Source organism: Streptomyces sp. A3M-1-3 (genome assembly GCF_024213665.1).
Lineage (GTDB): Bacteria > Actinomycetota > Actinomycetes > Streptomycetales > Streptomycetaceae > Streptomyces.
The window spans coordinates 45,914-63,867 of the sequence record NZ_JANAVP010000002.1 but is presented as its reverse complement, the minus strand read 5'-3'; the positions used below and the strand labels follow the sequence as shown (position 1 = coordinate 63,867).

At 71.6% G+C, this 17,954-nt stretch carries 17 protein-coding genes and 1 pseudogene; 10 read left to right on the top strand and 8 right to left on the bottom strand.

The genetic code is table 11. The features are described from left to right. Positions 1–12: 12 nt before the first annotated feature. Together NLX86_RS02200 and NLX86_RS02195 are read right to left on the bottom strand one after the other, a co-directional pair. On the bottom strand, positions 13–1,920 hold the full coding sequence (locus NLX86_RS02200; protein WP_254369833.1) for an AAA family ATPase: 1,908 nt from the start codon (positions 1,918–1,920) through the stop codon (positions 13–15). Positions 1,921–2,316: 396 nt separating this feature from the next. Then, on the bottom strand, positions 2,317–2,925 hold the full coding sequence (locus NLX86_RS02195; protein WP_254369832.1) for a hypothetical protein: 609 nt from the start codon (positions 2,923–2,925) through the stop codon (positions 2,317–2,319). Between the two features lie 182 nt (positions 2,926–3,107). Here NLX86_RS02195 and NLX86_RS02190 point away from each other — a divergent pair, with 182 nt between their 5' ends. Beyond that, on the top strand, positions 3,108–4,466 hold the full coding sequence (locus NLX86_RS02190) for a peptidase C39 family protein (protein ID WP_254369831.1): 1,359 nt from the start codon (positions 3,108–3,110) through the stop codon (positions 4,464–4,466). 24 nt (positions 4,467–4,490) lie between these two features. Here the strand turns inward: NLX86_RS02190 and NLX86_RS02185 are convergent, their stop codons facing one another. Then, positions 4,491–5,009 carry a GNAT family N-acetyltransferase gene (locus tag NLX86_RS02185; protein WP_254369830.1) on the bottom strand — a complete coding sequence of 173 codons (519 nt, stop codon included), beginning with the start codon at positions 5,007–5,009 and terminating at the stop codon, positions 4,491–4,493. Between the two features lie 130 nt (positions 5,010–5,139). Between NLX86_RS02185 and NLX86_RS02180 the strand changes: the two genes are divergently transcribed. The 5 genes and pseudogenes from NLX86_RS02180 (at position 5,140) to NLX86_RS02160 (ending at position 9,627) form a co-directional block, all read left to right on the top strand. Continuing rightward, positions 5,140–5,292, top strand: a complete 153-nt coding sequence (locus NLX86_RS02180) for an SCO1431 family membrane protein (RefSeq protein WP_254369829.1) — start codon at positions 5,140–5,142, stop codon at positions 5,290–5,292. A 39-nt stretch (positions 5,293–5,331) separates the two neighbouring features. After that, on the top strand, positions 5,332–5,724 hold the full coding sequence (locus tag NLX86_RS02175; RefSeq protein WP_254369828.1) for a hypothetical protein: 393 nt from the start codon (positions 5,332–5,334) through the stop codon (positions 5,722–5,724). Positions 5,725–5,799: 75 nt separating this feature from the next. Further along, on the top strand, positions 5,800–6,972 hold the full coding sequence (locus tag NLX86_RS02170; protein WP_254369827.1) for an acyl-CoA dehydrogenase family protein: 1,173 nt from the start codon (positions 5,800–5,802) through the stop codon (positions 6,970–6,972). A 411-nt stretch (positions 6,973–7,383) separates the two neighbouring features. Next, a pseudogene (locus NLX86_RS02165) lies at positions 7,384–8,515 on the top strand (hypothetical protein). Positions 8,516–8,541: 26 nt separating this feature from the next. Then, the gene (locus NLX86_RS02160; protein ID WP_254369826.1) at positions 8,542–9,627 is read left to right on the top strand and encodes a phosphotransferase family protein; all 1,086 of its coding nucleotides are present in this window, start codon (positions 8,542–8,544) and stop codon (positions 9,625–9,627) included. 19 nt (positions 9,628–9,646) lie between these two features. On the opposite strand, the gene NLX86_RS02155 is transcribed toward NLX86_RS02160, so the two are convergent. After that, positions 9,647–10,063: a hypothetical protein gene (locus tag NLX86_RS02155; RefSeq protein WP_254369825.1), complete on the bottom strand. Its 417-nt coding sequence runs from the start codon at positions 10,061–10,063 to the stop codon at positions 9,647–9,649. 214 nt (positions 10,064–10,277) lie between these two features. Here NLX86_RS02155 and NLX86_RS02150 point away from each other — a divergent pair, with 214 nt between their 5' ends. The 4 genes from NLX86_RS02150 to fxsA all read left to right on the top strand — a co-directional run bounded on the left by NLX86_RS02150 (position 10,278) and on the right by fxsA (position 14,311). Next, a complete protein-coding gene (locus NLX86_RS02150) occupies positions 10,278–10,718 on the top strand; it encodes an Lrp/AsnC family transcriptional regulator (RefSeq protein ID WP_254370077.1) in 441 nt (146 codons plus the stop codon). Positions 10,719–10,777: 59 nt separating this feature from the next. Next, positions 10,778–12,421 carry an amidohydrolase gene (locus NLX86_RS02145; RefSeq protein WP_254369824.1) on the top strand — a complete coding sequence of 548 codons (1,644 nt, stop codon included), beginning with the start codon at positions 10,778–10,780 and terminating at the stop codon, positions 12,419–12,421. A 508-nt stretch (positions 12,422–12,929) separates the two neighbouring features. Next, positions 12,930–13,697 (top strand): polyprenol monophosphomannose synthase, encoded by a 768-nt coding sequence (locus NLX86_RS02140; RefSeq protein ID WP_254369823.1) that lies wholly within the window; start codon positions 12,930–12,932, stop codon positions 13,695–13,697. Between the two features lie 44 nt (positions 13,698–13,741). Further along, the gene (gene fxsA / locus NLX86_RS02135; RefSeq protein WP_254369822.1) at positions 13,742–14,311 is read left to right on the top strand and encodes an FxsA family membrane protein; all 570 of its coding nucleotides are present in this window, start codon (positions 13,742–13,744) and stop codon (positions 14,309–14,311) included. Positions 14,312–14,429: 118 nt separating this feature from the next. On the opposite strand, the gene NLX86_RS02130 is transcribed toward fxsA, so the two are convergent. The 4 genes from NLX86_RS02130 to NLX86_RS02115 all read right to left on the bottom strand — a co-directional run bounded on the left by NLX86_RS02130 (position 14,430) and on the right by NLX86_RS02115 (position 17,877). Beyond that, positions 14,430–14,804 carry an RNA polymerase-binding protein RbpA gene (locus NLX86_RS02130; RefSeq protein ID WP_161311542.1) on the bottom strand — a complete coding sequence of 125 codons (375 nt, stop codon included), beginning with the start codon at positions 14,802–14,804 and terminating at the stop codon, positions 14,430–14,432. A gap of 266 nt (positions 14,805–15,070) precedes the next feature. Then, positions 15,071–16,429, bottom strand: a complete 1,359-nt coding sequence (locus NLX86_RS02125; RefSeq protein WP_254369821.1) for an MFS transporter — start codon at positions 16,427–16,429, stop codon at positions 15,071–15,073. A 51-nt stretch (positions 16,430–16,480) separates the two neighbouring features. Then, on the bottom strand, positions 16,481–17,245 hold the full coding sequence (locus NLX86_RS02120) for a glycerophosphodiester phosphodiesterase (RefSeq protein ID WP_254369820.1): 765 nt from the start codon (positions 17,243–17,245) through the stop codon (positions 16,481–16,483). After that, entirely contained in the window at positions 17,242–17,877 is a 636-nt protein-coding gene (locus NLX86_RS02115) for a YitT family protein (RefSeq protein ID WP_254369819.1), read from the bottom strand. Before NLX86_RS02115 ends, NLX86_RS02120 begins: the two co-directional genes overlap by 4 nt. Positions 17,878–17,954: the final 77 nt, after the last annotated feature.

The following is a 17,954-nucleotide window of genomic DNA, read 5'->3' as shown; positions in this document are numbered from 1 at the left end:
CGGGCTGACCTCTCACGGATTCAGCGGGTCCTGCGGGCCGCGGTCGACAGGACCGCGGCCCGACAGCACCTCGCCGTACGCCTGCATCAGATCGGGCAGCCGCAGGGTGGCCAGATCCTCCCGCGTCGGTGTGCCGGTGTAGCCGGAGAGCCGCAGGTCACGGTAGGCGCAGCTCTTCTCGTACAGGGTGCGCAGAAAGCGGCCGTTGCCCAGCTCGTCGATCCAGCCCTGGTCGACCACATGCCCGCTGATGCTGCGCAGTTCGTCGAGCGCCTCCTCGTCCCACCGGTCGCCGTTCTCGGCGGCCAGCACCTCGCCGATGGCGGTCAGTTCGAGCGGCCGGTACGAGGGGAAGTCCACCCGGGTGGTGAACCGGGAGGACAGGCCCGGATTGGCGGCCAGCAGCCGGTCCATGCCCTCCGGATAGCCGGCCAGGATGACGACGAGGTGGTCGCGATTGTCCTCGGCGCGCTTGAGCAGCACCTGGAGCGCCTCGTCGCCGTACGCGTCGCCCTTGCTGTATCCCGAGTTGGAGAGGCTGTACGCCTCGTCGACGAACAGCACACCGCCGATCGCCGAGTCGATCAGCTCATTGGCCTTGACCGCGGTCTGGCCGAGGAACTCGCCGACCAGATCGGCCCGCTGGGCCTCCACCAGATGGTCGCCGCCGAGCAGCCCCAGCGCGTAGAAGACCCGGCCGAGGATCCGGGCGACGGTGGTCTTCCCGGTGCCGGAGGGACCGGAGAAGACGAAGTGGCGCTTGGGCGGCTGCACCGGCAGGCCCTGGCCGACCCGCAGCCGGGCCATGTGCAGCTGCGCGGACAACGCCTTGACCTGGCGCTTGACCGGCTCCAGGCCGACCATCCGCTCCAGCTCCGCGAGCGCCTGGGCCAGCAGCTCGGGATCCGAGGGCCCGGACGGCAGCGGCATGGGCCGGGCGGGCACGACCGACTTCCGCCGCGCGGTCTCGGGCGGCACCGCGCCTCCGAGCGGAGCCTCGGGACCGGTCCCGAACCTCAGGTCGCGCCCGTCGAGCGGGTCGGACGCCGGCAGCGGGTCGGGATCGCCCGGGCCGTCGGCAGTGTCCTGGCCGACCAGGGCCGGTGACACGGCCGCGTAGTCGGCCGGCTCGTCGTAGCCGTCATACCCGTCGAACGAGTCGTTGTCCGTGATGGCCGTGAGGCGGGCGGAGGTGTCCATGAACGCCGGGTCGACCCGGTGCACGGCCCGGTACAGCGGGAGCGCGGCGGCGCTGCGCCCGGTGCCCTCGTGGGCCCTCGCGAGCCAGTAGCGCAGCTCCTTGCGCTGCGGCTGTTCGCTGCGGCAACGCATCAGCGCGGCGGAGAGCAGCGGCTCGGCCTGTCCGTACATCTCCAGGCGGACCCGTGCCATGCCGCCGAAAAGCCCGGCCTCGATGCCCAGCAGCGGATCGTCGACCAGCGGTTCGGTGTGCCGGACCAGCTGATCCCAGTCCTTGACCAGGTAGGCGCGGCAGGCGTGCAGAAAGCGGACCTGGGGGTCGGCGTCCACCGGCGGCAGCCCCGCGAGCGCGCGGTCCAGCTCCGGCACATGGCGGCCGTCGAGCCAGTGCGAGGCGTGCGCCAGCAGCAGGTCGCGCGGTCTCTCCAGGACCGGCTGCACCCACCAGCCGAGCCAGTACCAGGAGTTGAGGGTGCGCCGGTGCCGGGCCCGCTGTTCGCCGAACCGCTCGCGGTGGCGGAACATCCGCAGCAGTGCGGTGGTGGTGTCGACGCGCAAGGCGTGCAGCCCGAGCCAGGCGTCGGCCATTGCGGGGTCGAGCCGTACGGCCGCCCGGAACTCCTCCTCGGCCTGCGGGTACGCGCCCATCGTGTAGGCGTCGACGCCGCGCAGCCACGCGAGATCGGCCGGGGCTTGCGTGCCCTGCGTGCCGAAATCCATCAGTCCCCCACAAGCCGTGCCCCCGTGGTGTGCCGGCGGGCGAGCGCCCGTCGGCAGGATTGCTGAACCGCCGCGTCGTGGACGGGAGTTGTACCGAGGGGCATCGTACCTGCGGAGACCGGGTCGGCCGTAGGGTGCACCCCGGCGGCCGGCCGGCCGGGGCGGCCGACGGCACAGTGACCCAGGGTGAGGGAATGGCGACGCGCGGGGCCCGCGCAGAGCGCAAGGGGCAGAACGAAGCCCCCGGTCACGGGGGAACAACCGGGGGCTTCGCGTCTGCGACGGTCCAAAAGACCGCACATTGAGAACGTAAGACCTGTACGGCCCCCAGGTCAAGCAGAGTTGGCGGGTCTCAGGGGCGCGTTTCGGCCGCTCCGGAGCGACTGCGCCGAGCGGTCACCCTCGGTGAGGGTGAGGGCCTGATCCTGCTGCCGCAGCAGCCCCGGAAGACCACTCGTACCCCTCTTCGCACTGTCGTACCAGGGTGTCGGCGAAGGGCCGGGAAGGGTCCTGGTGAAAGTGCCGCCGTTCCGCCGCCTCCCACCCGTCCCAGAAGCCCGCCAGGGTACCTCCGTCCCGGCCGCGACCACGCCTCCACGCCTGGTTTTCCGCCAATTCCATCCACAGCAGACTCGCGAGAAAAGGACGCAGCTCGCCCCGTCCGGCCCCGACCCCGTCCAGGATGATCACCGGAGCGGGTTCCAGGGTGCGTTCGGGCCCGAAGCGGCGCAGCGTCCAGTCGTACGGGGCGTACCGCGCGGCCTCCCCACGGGACAGCGGACCGATCACCCCCTCCAGGAGCCGCCGCGTCCAGCCGAACAGCTCCTCGTGCGTGGCCACGTCGTCGAGGTGCAGCACGGGGGCGCCGCCGAGGGCGGCGGCGAGCCGGTCGGCGAACGTGGTTTTGCCGGAGCCGGCGTGCCCGTCGACGGCGATCAGCCGCACCGGGCCGCAGGAGGGAGGAAGGGCGCGCAGTTCCGCGGCGAGCGTGTCGAGTGAGGCCACCCTGTCAGCCTAAGCGTGTGTACGCCGCCGCAGGTCACGCCAGTGGTCCAGTCCCATATTGGTGGGCGTGGCGCGGGCCGGAGCCCTGGCAGAACTCCGCCGGGAACCGCAATAGTTGGCCCACTGTCGTGCACCTGCTGCCCCGACCGGACACGGCTCGGGCAAACGAGGGGGCCTCGCCCATGACCAGTCCCACTCCGCGCAGAACCGTGCTGGCGGCCGCACTCGCGGCCGCGGGATCCGCGGCCCCGCCCGCCGTCGCGGTGGGAGCAGCGGCACCGGCGACGCCCATGGTGCGCGGCCCGGCCGCCTCGCCGGTGGACAACCGCTTCTGGAACTCGTACACCGACTGGCGCTCCGGCACCCGGACCGGGACCAGAGCCGTGCCCGGACGCCGCCCCGGACTGGCGATCGCCGCCCCGGCCGGCCGTACCGACTACACCGATCCGCACACCGGGCGGACCGCCGCCTGGGAGTACGCGAGCTGGACCTCGCCGGTCCACCGCTCGAAAGTCCCGGCGACCGAGGTCATCGCCTCCTGGAACGCGCACACGCCGGCCGGCACCTGGCTGCTCGTGGAGCTGCGCGGCACCTACTCGGACGCCACCTCGACGCCCTGGTACGTGATGGGCCGCTGGGCGGCGGGTGACGTCGACATCCGGCGTACCTCCGTCGACGACCAGACGGACGGCCGGAGCACGATCTGGACGGACACCTTCTCCATCGACGATGCGGCCAGTGGTCTGCGCCTGGTCTCGTACCAGCTGCGTCTGACGCTCTACCGCAAGCCGGGCAGCAAGCTCACGCCGACCGTCTGGCAGGTCGGCGCGGTGGCCTCGGACATCCCGGACCGGTTCACGGTGCCCGCCTCGACGCCGGGACCGGCCCGCGAGCTGACCGTCCCGCGCTACTCGCAGAACACCCACATCGGCCAGTACCCGGAGTACGACAACGGCGGCGAGGCCTGGTGCAGTCCCACCTCCTCCCAGATGATCACCGAATACTGGGGCCGCAAGCCCACCGCCGAGGACCTGGCCTGGGTGAACCCGGCCTTCGCGGACCCCCAGGTCTGCCATGCCGCCCGGTACACCTTCGACTACCAGTACGACGGCTGCGGAAACTGGCCCTTCAACGCCGCCTACGCCTCGACCTACCGGGACATGAGCGCCGTCGTCACCCGGCTCGGTTCGCTCAGCGACCTGCAGACGCTGATCGGCGCGGGCATCCCCGCCATCACGTCACAGTCCTTCCTCAAGGAGGAGCTGACCGGGGCCGGCTACGGCACGGCCGGCCACCTGATGACCGTGATCGGCTTCACGGCGGACGGCGACGTGATCGCCAACGACCCGGCCTCGACCGGCAACGAGGCGGTACGCCGGGTCTACCGGCGGCGCGAGTGGGAGAACATCTGGCTGCGCACCAAGCGGTACAACGCGAGCGGCAAGGTGGTCTCCGGCACCGGCGGCGTCTGTTACGTCTACTTCCCGGCCCACCCGACCGCCCGGCAGCGGCTCGCCCTGAGGTCGCTCGGCCTGCTCTGACGGGCCGGGCCCGTGCTCGTCGGCTCAGTCGGTCAGCTCGTCGGCCAGCAGGTCCATCAGGAGGCCGTCGTGCCACGTGCCGTCCGCTCCGCGTTCGTAGCTGCGCATGATCCCGACCGGGCGGAAGCCCACCTTGGTGTAGCAGCGGATGGCGGCGGCGTTGTCCGCCGCCGGATCGATCACCAGACGATGGAAACCGTGGTCGGTGACGAGGTGCCGGGCCAGGGTGCGGACGGCGTCGGTACCCAGGCCCCGGCCGTGCGCCGCGGGGTCCAGGTAGAGATCGATGTTCGCGTGGCTGTAGTCGGGATCGGTCTCCGCGCCCCACTGGATGGCACCGACCGTACGGCCGTCCCGTTCGATGACCAGCATGCGGACGTCGGGATCGTCGAGGTAGCCGGCGATCTCCGCCGCCAGGTCTGCGTCGCCGCGCCAGCGCGCGTACACCTCGGGCTTCGCCCGAATGGCGGCCAGCGCCGGAACGTCGGCGGCAGCGGCGGGCCGGAGGGTGACCTCGGCCCCGTGCAGAGTCGTCGTCTCCATGGGGGAGACGCTATAAGCCGCGCGGCCGGGGCGGCGTGACGAACATCTCTCCCTCGAACGCTGGTTTCGCTGGCACATTGGACGGGTCACGGGGGGGACGTCCACTGCCAGACGACCGAGCGAGTTTGCAATGACTGCGACTACGGCCACAGCCACGACCACCGCCACCCGCGCCCGCACGGGCGGACCCGAGGAAGAGGACTCCAAGCTGCTGGAGCACATCCTCGGCTGGACCCTCGTCGTCGTGCTCGCCATGTTCGTCACCCAGGCCGGCCTGATGTAGCCGTACGCGGGGACCTCCAGGGTCGGATTCGACACCCAGGTGCAGGCGATCCGCGACGCGGTGCGCGAGGAGCTGATCGGCACCATCGCCGACGGCGCGTACGGGCACCGCAACCTCCCGCCGCTCGCCCGCCTCGCCCTGGTCGGCTGGCTGAACAGCGTCGAGGGCGTCACGCTGGACTGGCTGGGACACCAGGAGCCGAAGCGGGACACCGTGGGTGCCGCTGCTGGCACGGATGCTGAGACACAGGCTCGGCGCGATCGAGGAGTTGGTGCCGGAGTGCCCCGCACCCCCGGTGGAGCACACCGAGGGCTGATCTCGGCAGTGGATCTTGGAAGTCGTGACGGGACGGCCCCGATCGGGCATACTCAAGCCGCCACAGCCGCTGGTCAGCACCCGTCCGTGATCCGGGAGGGCCGCCTCGGCTGGTGAGCAGTACATACGGCGGCGCAGCCACACCCTGCGCGGCGACCGCCGCAGCGCCCGATCAGGGAGGAGAGCGCCGCCATGCCCGACCGCGCCCCGCAGCCGGTGGAACGACAGCTGCCCACCGAGGAGTCCCGGGACCTGCTCGCGCTCGTGCGCGAGATCGTCCAGGGGGAGATCCAGCCCCGGGCCGCCGAGGAGGAGGACGCCGGGCACTTCCCGCGCGAGGTGTTCACCCTCCTCTCCGACTCCGGTCTGCTCGGTCTGCCGTACGACTCCGAATTCGGCGGCGGCGACCAGCCCTACGAGGTCTACCTGCAGGTCCTCGAAGAACTCGCGGCGGCCCGCCTCACCGTCGGCCTCGGCGTCAGCGTCCATTCCCTGGCCTGTCACGCCCTCGCCGGGTACGGAACCAAGGAGCAGCAGGCCGAACATCTCCCCGCGATGCTCGGCGGCGGCCTCCTCGGGGCGTACTGCCTCTCCGAGCCCGCCTCCGGCTCGGACGCCGCGTCCCTGCGCACCAAGGCCGTCCGCGACGGCGGTGACTGGGTCATCACCGGCACCAAGGCCTGGATCACCCACGGCGGCATCGCCGACTTCTATACGGTCCTCGCGCGTACGGGAGGCGATGGCGCCCGGGGCATCACGGCGTTCCTGGTGCCGGGCGACGCCGAGAACCTGAGCGCCGCCGCGCCGGAGAAGAAGATGGGCATGAAGGGCTCGCCCACCGCCCAACTCCACTTCGACGGAGTGCGCGTTCCGGACGCCCGCCGGATCGGCGAGGAGGGTCAGGGCTTCGCCATCGCGCTGTCCGCCCTCGACTCGGGCCGGCTCGGCATCGCGGCCTGCGCGATCGGGGTGGCCCAGGCGGCGCTGGACGAGGCGCTGTCGTACGCGACCGGACGGCTGCAGTTCGGACGGCCCATCGCGGACTTCCAGGGGCTGCGCTTCATGCTCGCGGACATGGCCACGCGTATCGAGGCGGGCCGGGCGCTGTACCTCGCGGCGGCACGGCTGCGCGACGCCGGACGGCCCTTCTCGCGGCAGGCCGCCATGGCCAAGCTGTTCTGCACGGACGCGGCGATGAGCGTCACCACGGACGCCGTGCAGGTCCTCGGCGGCTACGGCTACACGATGGACTTCCCGGTGGAGCGGTTCATGCGCGAGGCGAAGGTGCTGCAGATCGTCGAGGGTACGAATCAGATCCAGCGCATGGTCATCGCCCGTCACCTCGCGGGTCCCGAGTCGCGCTGAACTGCGAGCCGGGCCGGCCCGTCCGGCCCGGCCAGATCGGCGCCGCCGTGAGCCGGGACCACTCCGGGTCCCGGCGTCCCGGCAGAGTGCGGCCGCTGTTCGCCCAATGGGTCAGGAGCGCCCGGTAGATGGGCGGATCGGCGGGGTGATGAACCGATTCTTCGGGGCTGGGCGTCACCAGGCGACGGCGTCGGCCGGTCGCGGAGTACAGCGTGTCCATATCTGGCCAACGCGGGGCGGGATCCCGGGGTCACCCCCTGCGGTATTCGGGCGTGAGTTCACCATGTGACCGGGGCGGGCGCCGGGCGGCCGTGAGCGGTGACACGAGTATGGCCTTCGGCAGGGTTTCTGACATACCGTCAGCTGCGTTGACCCGTTTGCGCTGCCCGCCCCGCGCCCAGGAGGTTTGCCGTGGCCGAGGACCGCCCCGTCGCACTCGACGAATACCCCATCCACCAGGCCCCCTTGTCGATGAAGCACGTCGTCACCGGCGACCGCAACGCGTACGACCGGTGCATCTTCCACGTCGTCGACCACACCGGGCGTGCCCTCCTCATCGTGGGCCTCGGCGTCTACCCCAACGCGGGCGTGATCGACGCGTACGCCACCCTCCGGCTCGGGGACGAACTCCTCGCCGTACGCGCCTCGGACGCCCTCGCCGACGACCGGATGAACCTCTGCGTCGGTCCGCTCGGGATCACCGTCGAGGAGCCGCTGCGCCGGATCCGGCTGCACTGCGACCCCGACCCCGACGACCCCCACTCCCTCGCCTACGACATCGAGTGGACCGCGGAATTCCCCGCCGTCTGGGAACCGCACCACGTCCAGCGCCGGGGCGACCGCCTGATGCTCGAAGGCCGCCGCTTCGTGCAGGCGGGCGGCTGCACCGGCACGCTGCGCGCCCGGGCCGGGAAATCCGCCTCACCCCCAGGGAGTGGACCGGGACGCGCGACCGCAGCTGGGGCGTGCGCCCCATCCCCGGCGAGGAGGGCGGCCGGGCCGCCGAGGAGTACCGGCCCGAGGGCTTCCACTGGCTCTGGATACCCGTCCGCTTCGAGGACCGCTTCCTGATGGTCATCGCCCAGGAGGACGCCGACGGCCACCGCACCCTCAACGAGGCGCTGCTGGTCCACCCCGACGGCAGCGGCCGCCGCGATGTCCAACTCGGCTGGCCCCAGGCCGACATCAGCTACCGACCCGGCACCCGCCACCCCGAACGCGCCGTCGTCCACCTCACCGACCCGGCCCGCAAACCCCACGAACTCGGGGTCGAGGTCCTGGCCTCCTCCCCACTGGCGTCGGCGCCGGCTACCCGCCCGCCACCGACTGGCAGCACGGCGCCTGGCAGGGCCGGGACTGGACCGACCGCCGCAGCTACGACCTCTCCGACCCGGCCGCGCACCCGATGGCCGCCTTCGGCGTCACCGACCACGCCGCCCGCTTCACGCTCGACGGCCAGGTGGGCCACGGCATCTTCGAACACGGCACCTTCGGCCGCCACGACCCCAGCGGCTTCACCGGCTACGACTCGGTGGCTCCCTGAGTCCCTGACCCGACAGGAGTACCCGCATGGTTCCCCGCCCCCGTACCACGACCCGCGATCCCGAGGAGCTCGGCCGGCGGCTGACCCGGTGGCTCGACGGGCACCTGCCCGGCGTCCGCGTCACCGGGATCCGCGTCCCGGAGTCCAACGGCATGTCCAGCGAGACCCTGCTCTTCGACATCGACCACCCCGGGGCGCCGGTGCGCGCCTGCGCCCTGCGGCTGGCCGCCGATCCGGACGCGTACACGATCTTCCCGACGTACGACATGCCCCGCCAGCACCGCGTGATGAGCCTGGTCGCCGAGCACACCGACGTGCCCGTGCCCCGCGTGCAGTGGCTCGAAGAGGACCCGACGTCCCTCGGCGCCCCGTTCTTCGTGATGGAGCGGGCCGAGGGCCGGGTGCCGCCGGATGTCATGCCCTATACGTACGAGGGCAATTGGCTGCACTCGGCGACCGCCGCCCAGCGCGCCCGCCTCGAGGAGGCAAGCATCTCGGTCATCGCCCGGCTGCACGACCAGGTCCCGGCCAAGGAGGCCGTGTTCCTGCTGCCGTCTGGCACGGGCAGCCCGCTGCGCCTGCACGTCGATGCCCAACGTGCCTATTACGGCTGGGTCGTTGACGGTCTGCCGAGTTCACCGCTGATCGAGAGTGCCTTCGACCGGCTGGAGCAGCTCTGGCCCGCCGACGAAGGGCCGGCCGTCCTCAACTGGGGCGACGCCCGCATCGGGAACATCATCTACGCCGGGTTCGAGCCGGCCGCCGTACTCGACTGGGAGATGGCGGCGCTCGTCCCACGCGAGGTCGACCTCGGGTGGACGGTCTATCTGCACCGTTTCTTCCAGGACCTGACGGTGAGCTTCGGCCAGCGCGGCCTGCCGGACTTCCTGCGCCGCGACAGCATCGAGCGCCGCTATGCCGGGCTCACCGGCCACACCCCGCGCGACATGGAGTTCCACACGCTCTACGCCGCGCTGCGGCACGCGATCGTGATGCTCAGAGTCGCCTACCGACAAGTCCACTTCGGCGAGGTCCAGGTCCCGGAGAATCCGGACGGCCTGATCCTGCACCACGGCAGCCTGGCGGCCATGGTGCAGGGAAGCTACTGGTGACGAGAGGCGGTCCGAGCGGTCAGGCGGCGTGCCGCTGCGCCTGCCGCGGCACCCTGACGGGACGCGAGCCCGGACCGCCGACGTGCGAGAACGGCTGCGTCCGCCAGTCGAGGCCCTGAGGGAGCGTCAACAGCAGCGCGGTGTCCTGCTCCTGGACCTCCAGGGTCAGGTCGGCCGGCCGTGCGTCCGACGCCGAGCGCCCGGTGCCCGTGCACGCGGTGAGCCCGAACGGATTCCACGGGGTGGGGCACAGCGCGTGCTCCGGGAGCACGTCCTCGTCCGCCAGCAGTGCGATCGGCTGTGCGCAGTCCGGGCAGATCACCCGGTACATCTCGAATGTGTCGTACGCGTCGAGTTCGGCGTCGTCGTCCTCGATGGAGTCGGCGAAATCGACAGGCTCCGGTTCGGTACGTCCGTTGCGCTTCGGGTTCTGCATGGAAAATCTCCCCCTCGGGTGGGCCGATAAGGCACTTGCGGCCTCGACCACAGCAAGCACTTCCCGTCGCGCGCGGCGGGTAACCACGCCGCGTCCATCGGCGGCGTCACAAACCTGTGGCGTTCGTCACATGCCCGCCGCAGGTGCCACCCGGCGGCCACCGCCGACTGTGCCGGAGCGCTCCGGGGCAATAGGTTGATCCGCTATGAGCACTATGGAGGAGCTGGATCGCCAGATCGTGGATCTGCTCGTCAGGGACGGGCGCATGAGCTACACCGATCTGGGCAAGGCCACCGGCCTGTCCACCTCGGCGGTTCATCAGCGCGTACGCCGACTTGAGCAGCGCGGTGTCATCCGCGGCTACGCCGCAGTGGTCGACCCCGAGGCGGTCGGCCTGCCCCTGACGGCCTTCATCTCGGTGAAACCGTTCGATCCCAGCGCTCCCGACGACATCGCGGAACGGCTGGCCGGAGTCCCCGAGATCGAGGCGTGCCACAGCGTGGCCGGGGAGGAGAACTACATCCTCAAGGTGCGCGTGGCCTCTCCGCTCGAACTGGAGGACCTGCTGAGCCGGCTGCGCGCCCTGGCCGGCGTGTCCACCCGCACGACGGTGGTCCTCTCCACCCCGTACGAGGCCCGCCCGCCCCGCATCTGACCCGGGCCGCCGGGACCCCGCGCACGGACCACCCCCGCACAGGCGGGAGACTGGTCCCCATGACCGAGCGCACCGCCATCCAGCCCGAACCCCACCGCACCGTACTGCTGCGCGGCGGGGACGTGCACAGTCCCGCCGACCCCTTCGCCACGGCCATGGTCGTCGAGCGCGGCCATGTCGCATGGGTGGGCTCGGAGGGCGCCGCGGACGCCTTCGCGGACGGCGTGGACGAGGTGGTCGACCTCGAAGGCGCTCTGGTCACCCCGGCGTTCACGGACGCCCATGTGCACACCACCGCCACCGGCCTCGCCCTGACCGGCCTCGACCTCTCGGGCGCCCGCTCGCTCGGCGAGGCGCTGGATCTCGTACGGGTCCACGCGGTCGGCCGGCCCGCCGACCGGGTCCTCCTCGGCCACGGCTGGGACGCGTCACGCTGGCCGGAAGGGCGTCCCCCGTACCGCCTCGAACTCGACGAGGCCACCGGCGGGCGGCCGCTCTACCTCACCCGGGTCGATGTCCACTCGGCCGTCGCCACCACCGCTCTGCTCGACCTGGTCCCCGGTGTCACCGAGCTGACCGGCTACCGTCCCGACGCCCCGCTCACCGGCGACGCCCACCACGCGGTCCGCGCCGCGGCGCACGCCGCCGTCACCCCGGGCCAGCGCACCGAGGCGCAGCGGGCCGCGCTCGCCCGGGCCGCCTCGCTCGGCATCGGGTCGGTCCACGAGTGCGGCGGCCCCGACATCTCCGACGAGCACGACTTCACCGGTCTGCTGAAGCTGGCCGGGGAGGAGCCCGGGCCACGGGTCTTCGGTTACTGGGCCGACCATGTGACGGACGCCGAGGACGCCGACCGCATCCGCGAACTCGGCGCGATCGGCGCGGCGGGAGACCTCTTCGCCGACGGCTCCCTCGGCTCGCACACCGCCTGCCTGCACGAGCCGTACGCCGACGCCTCCCACTCCGGCACCGCGCACTTCGACTCGGCCGCCGTGGCCGCCCACGTCACGGCCTGCACCGAGGCGGGCCTCCAGGCGGGCTTCCACGCCATCGGGGACGCCGCGATCGCCTCGGTGGCCGAGGGAGTCCGGGCGGCCGCCGACAAGGTCGGCCTGGCCCGCGTACGGGCCGCCCGCCACCGCGTCGAGCATGCCGAGATGCTCACCCCGGAGACCATCGCGGCCTTCGCGGAATTCGGCCTGACCGCCTCCGTGCAGCCTGCCTTCGACGCGGCCTGGGGCGGCGAGGACGGGATGTACGCCCAGCGTCTGGGGGCCGAGCGCGCCCGCACCCTCAACCCGTACGCGGCGATGCTGCGCGTAGGTGTCCCGCTCGCCTTCGGCTCGGACAGCCCGGTCACGCCCCTCGACCCGTGGGGCACCGTCCGGGCCGCGGCCTTCCACCGCACCCCGGAACACCGCATCTCCGCACGGGCGGCCTTCACCGCCCACACCCGCGGCGGCTGGCGGGCCATCGGCCGCGACGACGCGGGCGTCCTCGTCCCGGGCGCACCGGCCGACTACGCGGTCTGGCGTACGGCGGAGCTCGTCGTCCAGGCACCCGACGACCGGCTCGCCCGCTGGTCGACCGACCCGCGCTCCGGCACCCCGGGGCTGCCGGACCTCACTCCGGGCGGTGAACTGCCCGTCTGCCTGCGGACGGTGGTGTTCGGACATACGGTCTTCGTACGGCCGAACGAGTGACATGGGGGCGTGCCGTTCCGCCGATCGATGTGCGCCGCGCGGCCGGTTCGCCGCCCGGCCCCTCCGTACTGACCTGCTGGTTCGATGAAACGCCGCAGGTCGAACGACTGTTGACAGGGGGCGGCCACCGGCCGGTAGGTTCGGCCGGGTCCACCACAGGACGTCCGGCCGGGAAACCTCCACGCAGTCGTCGAACGCCGCTGGGTCATGGGGCGGTGTGCCGCACCGGCGCACCACCACTGGGAGCCAGGTTCAGCGCCCGCGCCTCGGGGGCGAGGGAAGGTTTCAGCCGGCCGGCAGGTGCGACCCGGGTGGGGCCCGGACGTTCAGTAGACAACGGCTCTCGGTAGACCCGCAGCCAGCGGGTCCCAGGTCGGCCCGAAGGGCGCCGGGCCCCGATCCGCAGTTCCCCGTTTTCCGCCGGCCGGCACCCGGCGCCCGCGTCGGGGCGGGCCCGTACACGTGCGCTCGCTATGGTGGTGTTCTGAACGGACTTTAAGGGGAAGCAGTGAGCGACGGCGGTGAGCGGCGGTACGGCCCGCTCGGCACAGCCTTGGTGATCATTCCGACCTACAACGAGGCGGAGAACATCAAGCCGATCGTCACCCGGGTACGGTCCGCGGTGCCCGAGGCGCACATCCTCGTGGCCGACGACAACAGCCCGGACGGCACCGGCAAGATCGCCGACGAGCTCGCCGCCGAGGACGACCACGTCCAGGTCCTCCACCGCAGGGGCAAGGAGGGGCTCGGGGCCGCCTACCTGGCCGGCTTCCGCTGGGGTCTCGAGCACGGCTACGGCGTACTGGTCGAGATGGACGCCGACGGCTCCCACCAGCCCGAGGAGCTGCCCCGGCTGCTGACCGCGCTGAAGGGCGCCGACCTGGTCCTCGGCTCGCGCTGGGTCCCGGGCGGGCGGGTGGTCAACTGGCCCAAGTCCCGTGAGTTCCTCTCCCGCGGCGGCAGCACGTACTCCAGGCTGCTGCTGGACGTGCCGATCCGGGACGTGACGGGCGGCTACCGGGCCTTCCGCAAGGAGACCCTCGAAGGGCTCGGGCTGGAGGAGGTCGCCTCCCAGGGGTACTGCTTCCAGGTCGACCTGGCCCGCCGCGCGGTCAAGGCGGGCTACCACGTCGTCGAGGTTCCCATCACCTTCGTCGAGCGCGAGGTCGGCGACAGCAAGATGAGCCGTGACATCGTCGTGGAGGCCCTCTGGCGCGTCACCGCCTGGGGCGTCGGCACGCGGGCGAACCGTCTCCTCGGCCGCAAGCCTTCCTGATCACCCTTATGCCGACCTGCTGTGCCACCGGGCACACTGGGAGCATGACGACCGGCACACCCGCTCCCGCGGCTCCCAAGCGCTCCCGAGCCCGTTCCTTCCTCCCTCTCGCCCTCGCCGCCTGGCTGGTCCTCGAGATCTGGCTGCTGACGGTCGTCGCGGACGCCGCGGGCGGCCTGACGGTTCTCGCGCTGCTGGTGGGCGGGGCCGTGCTCGGTGCGGTGGTCATCAAGCGGGCCGGCCGCCGCGCGTTCACCAGCCTGACCGAGACCCTCCAGCAGGCCCAGTCGGGCGCCGTACCCGCCGGCCGGGACAAGCAGTCCGGCGGCAACGGCTTCATGATGCTCGGCGGCCTGCTGCTGATGATGCCGGGACTGATCTCGGACGCGGCCGGGCTGCTGCTGCTTCTCCCGCCGGTCCGCTCGCGGCTCGGCGCGTACGCGGAGCGGTCGCTCGACCGGATGCGGGCCGCCACCCCCGGCAGCCTGGGCGACGCCTTCCAGCAGGCCCGCATTCACCGCCCGGACGGAAAGGTCGTGCAGGGTGAGGTGATCCGGCCGGACGGTCCCGCGCCGCGCCAGGACGAGGGCCCGCGACCGCCGCTCACCCCCTGACCGGGGGGCGGGCACCCGTCACAGCAAAGCCGCGGGCTGCGGCACACCCTGGAGTGTGCAGCAGCCCGCGGCTCTTGTTCTGTTCGGTTGTTGCGGTGCGTACGCGAACGCCTGGGCGCTATGCGGACTTGCGGCTGTCCCGCGGATGCACGGCAATGTTCATGGCACCGGAGCGGAGAACGGCCAGCCTCTCGGCCAGCACCTCCTCGAGCTCCTCGCGGGTGCGCCGCTCCATGAGCATGTCCCAGTGCGTACGGGCGGGCTTGCCCTTCTTCTCCTCAGGGCCGTCGCCGTCCACCAGGAGTGCCTGGGCGCCACACGCCTTGCACTCCCACTCCGGCGGAATGTCCGCCTCTACAGAGAACGGCATCTCGAATCGATGTCCGTTCTCGCATGCGTACTCCACCGCCTGGCGCGGGGCCAGATCGATGCCGCGGTCCGTCTCGTAGCTGGTCACCACGAGTCGCGTACCGCGGAGAGCTCGCTCACTCATGAATCGTGCCTCCCGGGCTTGTCGCCCACAGGACAGGTGTCGCTGTCGTCGTCATCCGGTCAACGTCCGGTCGGCGGTAAAGATTCCCGTTCCGGGTCATGCGTCGCCCGTCGTGCCGCTGCTTTTGCAAGGGTTGGAGTACCCACCAGTGCCCGGTTTGTCACATCTGGCCGCAGATGTCACCCGGCGTTTCTACTTCTTTAGCGCGCAGTAACGGTCCGCCTGGCAGGCCGAAGGCGTACACTACCGGCCTTTCACTTCGAGGTCTAAATCCGGTCCGGCACAGGATTGCCCGCTGCCTCCACCGCGCGCCTCACCGGGACCCGGGCGAGCAGGACAAATCCCAGCCCGAAGAAGATCACAAGAGAGATGATCGCCTCCCGGTAGCTGCCCGTGACCTGGTACGTCAGTCCGAACACCAGCGGCCCGAGCCAGCTCATGCCGCGGTCGCTCATCTCGTACGCGGAGAAGTACTCGGCCTCCTTGCCCCGAGGCACCAGGTGCGAGAACAGCGAACGGGACAGCGCCTGGCTGCCGCCCAGGACCAGCCCGATCGCCGAGGCCAGCACGAAGAACCAGACCGGCGCCCCGGCCGGCAGGAAGTACCCCGCCGCCAGGGTCAGCGTCCAGGCGGCGAGCGAGCCGAGGATGACGCGCTTCGCGCCGTAGGTACGAGCCAGCCGGCCCATCCCCAGGGCCCCTGCCACCGCCAGCACCTGCACCAGCAGTACGGCCACGATGAGCGTGGACTGCTCCAGGCCCAGTTCCTCGGACCCGTACACCGAGGCCTGCGAGATCACCGTCTGCACGCCGTCGTTGTAGACGAGATAGGCGAGCAGGAACGACAGCGTCAGCGGGTGCCGGCGCATGTCCTTCAGCGTGGAGATCAACTGCCGCCAGCCCTGGCCGACCGGGACCAACCCGCCTTCGCGGGCCACCGCCCGGTCGCGCAGCCGCCGCAGCGGGATCACCGTGAAGGCGCCCCACCACACCCCGGCCGAGGCCAGGCAGATCCGTACGGCCGTCCCCTGCGAGATGGCGAACGCGTCATGGCCCTGGAACAGGACCAGGTTGAGGACGAGCACCAGGGCGCCCGAGCTGTAGCCGAACGCCCAGCCCCGGGAGGAGACCGAGTCGCGCTCGGCCGGCTCGGCGATCTGCGGGAGATAGGCGTTGTACAGCACCATCGAGACGGCCAGCGACGCGTTGGCCACGATCAGCAGGAAGCCGCCCAGCAGATAGCGGTGGCCGTCCAGGAAGAACATGCCGGCCGTCGCGGCCGCGCCCACATAGGCGGCGGCCGCGAGGAGTGGCTTCTTGCGGCCCGTACGGTCCGCCAACGCGCCCACGAGGGGCATCACCAGAACCGCCAGGATCACCGAGGCGGACACCGAGTACGCGAAGAACGAACCGGCCCGCACCGGGATGCCCAGCGGGTGGACGAAGCCGTCCGCGTCGGCGGCGGCCTTGGCCACCTCGGTCAGATACGGCCCCAGGAACACCGTGAGGACGCTCGTCGAATAGACGGAACACGCGAAGTCGTAGAAGTACCAGCCATGCTGCTCACGTCTGCGCCCGGCGGCTTCCGCCGTCGCGTCTGCCCCGTCCGCGGTCTCCGCACTCACCCGCGCCCCCTCGCTCGTCCCCGTGCGGCACCGGTGACGGCGGCGCGGCGTTCAGGTCCAGACTCCCCGCTCGGTCAGCACCGTGCGCAGGAGGTCGATCTGGTCGGTCATGATGCCATCCACGCCCAGGTCCAGGAGCGCTGCCATCCGATCCGCCTCATTGACCGTCCAGACATGGACCTGCAGCCCATGGGCATGTGCGGTTTCGATGAACCGGCGGTCCACCACGCGGATGCCGGCCTGGGACTCGGGAACCTGCGCTGCCACGGCGCCGCTGCGCAGGGCGGCGGGGATCGCGTACGACCGCAGCCGCAGGCCCAGGACGCCCCGGACGCCGTACGACGTGGCGAGCCGGGGGCCCGCCATGCGGTGCGCCCTGGCCACCCGGCTCTCCGAGAACGAACCGACGCACACCCGGTCCCAGGCTCCGGTCCTGCGGATCAGATCCAGCAGCGGCAGGAGGGCAGGCTCAGCCTTGATGTCGACGTTCCAGCGGGCCTCGGGAAACGCTTCGAGGAGTTCCTCGAACAGCGGCAGCGGCTCATGGCCCGCCACCCGCGCCTGCCGTACCTCGCTCCAGGGCAGCGCCGCTATCCGGCCCCGCGCGTCGGTCACCCGGTCCAGCGTCGCGTCGTGGAAGGCCACGAGCTTTCCGTCGGCCGTGGCATGCACATCGGTCTCGAAATAGCGGTAGCCCGCCTTGGCGGCCCGCAGGAAGGCGGCCGCGGTGTTCTCCAGGCCGCCCGCCGCCCCGCCGCGGTGAGCGAAGGGGATGGTGCCGGGGTGGTCGAGATAGGGATGGCGTACGTCTGTCACTTGGGCAGTATCGCTCGTCCGGGTTTCCGGCCGGCGACCACGGGGCTGACGGTGTCCGCCGCCGGAATGGCGAACACGCGCAGGAAGATCTGCGCGAGGGGGCCGATCGCCACCGCGTACAGGACCGTGCCCACGCCGACCGAGCCCCCGAGGACGAAGCCGGTGGCCACCACGGCCACCTCGATGCCGGTGCGCACCAGGCGGATCGACCGTCCGGTCGTCCGGTGCAGGCCGGTCATCAGGCCGTCCCGCGGGCCCGGGCCGAAGCGGGCGGAGATGTACAGCCCGGTGGCCACGCCGTTGAGGACGATGGCAGCCGCCATCAGCGGAATGCCGACCGCGAGGGACCCGGCAGCCGGGACCACGGCGAGGGTGCCGTCCATCGCGATCCCGATCACGAACACGTTCGACACCGTGCCGAGGCCCGGCCGCTGGCGGATCGGGATCCACAGCAGCAGCACCACCGCGCCCACGATGATCGAGACCACGCCGATGGTCAGCCCGGTCCGCTCGGCCAGGCCCTGGTGCAGCACACCCCACGGTTCCAGGCCGAGCCCGGCGCGTACGAGGAGCGCGGAGCTCACTCCGTACAGCGCCAGACCGAGGTAGAGATACAGCAGTCGACGGGTCAAGGTGCGCCCCTGTGGTGGTAGTGGCCCGGTTCATGACACTCTGTGGCTTGGAAAGAGATGTCATCCATGGCCAATTC

What these genes read in the sequence shown, in the direction of transcription:
- NLX86_RS02200 (WP_254369833.1), bottom strand. Translation starts at nt 1,920, where the DNA reads ATGGATTTCGGCACGCAGGGCACGCAAGCCCCGGCCGATCTCGCGTGG.
- NLX86_RS02190 (WP_254369831.1), top strand. Translation starts at nt 3,108, where the DNA reads ATGACCAGTCCCACTCCGCGCAGAACCGTGCTGGCGGCCGCACTCGCG.
- NLX86_RS02185 (WP_254369830.1), bottom strand. Translation starts at nt 5,009, where the DNA reads ATGGAGACGACGACTCTGCACGGGGCCGAGGTCACCCTCCGGCCCGCC.
- NLX86_RS02180 (WP_254369829.1), top strand. Translation starts at nt 5,140, where the DNA reads ATGACTGCGACTACGGCCACAGCCACGACCACCGCCACCCGCGCCCGC.
- NLX86_RS02170 (WP_254369827.1), top strand. Translation starts at nt 5,800, where the DNA reads ATGCCCGACCGCGCCCCGCAGCCGGTGGAACGACAGCTGCCCACCGAG.
- NLX86_RS02160 (WP_254369826.1), top strand. Translation starts at nt 8,542, where the DNA reads ATGGTTCCCCGCCCCCGTACCACGACCCGCGATCCCGAGGAGCTCGGC.
- NLX86_RS02155 (WP_254369825.1), bottom strand. Translation starts at nt 10,063, where the DNA reads ATGCAGAACCCGAAGCGCAACGGACGTACCGAACCGGAGCCTGTCGAT.
- NLX86_RS02150 (WP_254370077.1), top strand. Translation starts at nt 10,278, where the DNA reads ATGGAGGAGCTGGATCGCCAGATCGTGGATCTGCTCGTCAGGGACGGG.
- NLX86_RS02145 (WP_254369824.1), top strand. Translation starts at nt 10,778, where the DNA reads ATGACCGAGCGCACCGCCATCCAGCCCGAACCCCACCGCACCGTACTG.
- fxsA (WP_254369822.1), top strand. Translation starts at nt 13,742, where the DNA reads ATGACGACCGGCACACCCGCTCCCGCGGCTCCCAAGCGCTCCCGAGCC.
- NLX86_RS02130 (WP_161311542.1), bottom strand. Translation starts at nt 14,804, where the DNA reads ATGAGTGAGCGAGCTCTCCGCGGTACGCGACTCGTGGTGACCAGCTAC.